The organism is Microbacterium sp. CPCC 204701, from assembly GCF_004010105.1.
Lineage (GTDB): Bacteria > Actinomycetota > Actinomycetes > Actinomycetales > Microbacteriaceae > Microbacterium.
Genome location: NZ_RRYE01000344.1, coordinates 1 through 3,154, shown reverse-complemented (window position 1 = coordinate 3,154; position 3,154 = coordinate 1). Strand labels below are relative to the sequence as shown.

Sequence of the window (3,154 nt, the reverse complement as noted above, 5' to 3'; positions counted from 1 at the left end):
AGCCGGCCCGTGGCTGGGGATGTGGCTGCGGGCACCCGTCGAAGACCTTCGATTCACGGCGATGCGGTTCGACCCCGTCGACGGCGGCGGCCTGCTGCGCCTCGCGCACGAAGGCCACACCACGGTCGACGGCGTGTGGCGCTCGCCCACCGTCGTGATCCAGCCCGTCCCCGATCCGGCCGATGCGCTGCGCGACTACCGCGACGACCTCGTCGCCGCCGGGCTCGCGCCCGAGTCAGGCCCCGCCATCGAGCCGTGGTGGCTCGAGCCGATCTTCTGCGGCTGGGGCGCACAGGTCGCCCGCGCCACCCCCGGCGGCGCGCCGGCGCCCGACCTGTGCCGTCAGGAGACCTACGACGAGTTCCTCGCCACCCTGGCCTCGGCATCCCTCGATCCCGGAACCGTCGTGATCGACGACCGATGGCAGGCGCAGTACGGCACGGCCGAGCCCGACACCGACGCCTGGCCCGACCTGCGCGGCTGGATCGACGACCGCCACGCCGAGGGCCGGCGCGTGCTGCTGTGGTTCAAGGCGTGGGATCCCGCGGGACTGCCCGCGGAGGAATGCGTGACGGATGCCGCGTGCCGCCCGCTCGCGGCCGACCCCGGCAGCCCCGCCTACCTCGCGCGCCTCGATTCGATCGTCGAGCGCCTGCTCTCGCCCGAGGGGCTCGACGCCGACGGCTTCAAGGTCGACTTCACCCAGCGCGCACCGAGCGGCGCGATGCTGCGCCCGGCGCCCGACAGCGACGGCGTGTGGGGCATCGCGGCCCTGCACCGGCTCGTCGCCCGCATCCATACGGCTGCCAAGCGAATCAAGCCCGACGCGCTCGTCATCACCCACACCGTGCACCCCTCGTTCGGCGCCATCGCCGACATGATCCGCACGAACGACGTTCTCGAGCACGACGTCGCGGGCAGACCGGTCTCGGTCGCTGCGCAGCTGCGCGCACGCCACGAGATCGTCGCCGCGGTGCTGCCGGGTCATCCGGTCGACACCGACCAGTGGCCGATGCCGAACCGCGAGGAGTGGCTCGACTACGCCGGCACGCAGGCGGGCCTCGGAGTGCCCGCGTTGTACTACCTCGAGCGCGTGGGACAGGACGAGCCGATCGACCTCGAGCATCTGTCGATGATCGGTCGCACATGGGACGAGTACCGGAAGGGCCTGGGATGACGGTGACCGAGGTCGCGCGCGGCGTCTGGCGCATCGCCGACACGTGCCACGTCTACCTCGTCGTCGACCCCGACGCCCCCGAAGGTGAACGGGATGCCGTCGCCATCGACTTCGGATCGGGCCTCGCGCTGTCGGAGCTCGCCGGGCTCGGCATCCGTCGCATCACCGACGTCTTCATGACGCACCACCACCGCGATCAGGGGCAGGGGCTGCCGCTCGCCGCGGAGCACGGGGCGCGGATCCACGTGCCGCCGGTGGAACGCGAGCTGTTCGACCGCGTCGAGGAGATGTGGGAGGGCCGACAGCTCGACAACGACTACAACCTGCGCCAGGACCGCTTCTCGCTGCTCGAGTCGGTCTCCGTGCACGCCACCGTTCCGGAGTACCGCTACACCGAGGCGGCCGGCGTGCGCCTGCTCGTGCTGCCGACGCCGGGCCACACGATCGGCTCGGTGACGTACGTGCTCGACCGCGACGGCGAGCGGATCGCGTTCGCGGGCGACCTCGTCTACGCGCCGGGCAAGGTGTGGTCGCTCGCGGCGACGCAGTGGTCGTACACGCAGAGCGAGGGGCCGGCGATGACGGTGCTGAGCGCGCTGCTGCTGCACCGCTACCGCCTCTCGAAAGTCGCGCCTTCGCATGGCGAGATCATGCGCGACCCCGACCATGCGCTCGAGCTGCTCGCGCAGACGATGCAGGAGTACGTCGACTCGCGGCGCTCGTATCCGTGGGATCTCCGCGCTCGCCTGGAGGACCCGTTCGTCGCGATCACACCGCACCTGCTGCTCAACCGCACCGCGATGTCGTGCTCGTACGTGGTGCTGTCCGAGACGCGCGAGGCGCTCATCGTCGACTACGGCTACGACATGACGACGGGGCTCGTGCTCGGCCAGGAGCGCGCGTCGCGGCGGCCCTGGCTCGCCTCGCTTCCGGCGCTGCGCGAACTGTACGGCGTCACGCGCATCTCGGTGGCGCTTCCCACGCACTACCACGACGACCACATCGCCGGGATGCCGCTGCTGCGCGACGTCGAGCACGCCGAGCTGTGGATCCCTGAGAACGTCGCGCCGACGATGGCCGACCCCTGGTACGAAGACCTGCCGTGCCAGTGGTACGACCCGATCACGGCCGACCGCGTGCTGCCACTCGGCGAGCCGTTCACGTGGAACGAGTACACCTTCACCGCGCACGCGCAACCCGGTCACACCCTCTACGCCGTCGCGTACGAGCTCGACATCGACGGCGTGAAGGTCGTGTTCACGGGCGACCAGCAGGAGGGCCTCGGCGGTCGCGACGGCCGGCGCGACATCATGAACTACCAGTACCGGAACCTCTTCCGGCTGGGCGACTACGCGCAGAGCGCCGCGCTGTACCGACGCATCGCGCCGGGGCTGATGGCGAGCGGCCACTGGGATCCGCGCTGGGTCGACGACGAGTACCTGGACTACCTCGCGCAGTCGGCGCGCGAGGTCGACGACCTGCACGAGCGGCTGCTGCCCCTCGACGATCTGACGATCGGTCCCGACGGACAGACGGCGCGACTTCTCCCCTATCGCCGCCGAGCGGTGACCGGCGAGTCCGCCGACTACACGGTGCGGGTGCGCAATCCACTGCCGGAGCGTGCGCGCGCACGGGTGCGGCCCGTCCTGCCGCTAGGCTGGCGCTCGTCCGAGTCCGAACTCGAGGTCGACCTCGGACCCGGCGAGGAGTCCTCTGTGCAGCTGACCGTGACCCCGGCGTCCACCGGACGCCGGCAGCGAATCGCGATCGATGTCGTCATCGGCGATCTGCGGCTCGGTCAGCACGCCGAGGCCCTGATCGATGTGACGGAGCCGGCGTCGTGAGCGACAAGCGCCCGGCGTTCGCGCGTCCGACGATTCGCGAGGTCGCCGACGCCGCCGGCGTCTCGCGCTCCACCGCGTCGCGCGCACTGTCGGGCAACGGCTACGCCGCCCCCGACGTGCGCGACCGCGTGCG

Annotated in this window: 2 protein-coding genes and 1 pseudogene; all 3 read left to right on the top strand. The window is 71.3% G+C overall.

The features are described from left to right. Nucleotides 1-1,177: pseudogene (locus EIO58_RS15095) on the top strand (hypothetical protein); the annotation flags it as partial. Continuing rightward, nucleotides 1,174-3,021: an MBL fold metallo-hydrolase gene (locus EIO58_RS15090; protein ID WP_127820206.1), complete on the top strand. Its 1,848-nt coding sequence runs from the start codon at nucleotides 1,174-1,176 to the stop codon at nucleotides 3,019-3,021. The pseudogene EIO58_RS15095 and the gene EIO58_RS15090, both read left to right, overlap by 4 nt. After that, a partial coding sequence (locus EIO58_RS15085) for a LacI family DNA-binding transcriptional regulator (protein WP_164861755.1) occupies nucleotides 3,018-3,154 on the top strand: 137 nt, incomplete at its 3' end. The genes EIO58_RS15090 and EIO58_RS15085, both read left to right, overlap by 4 nt.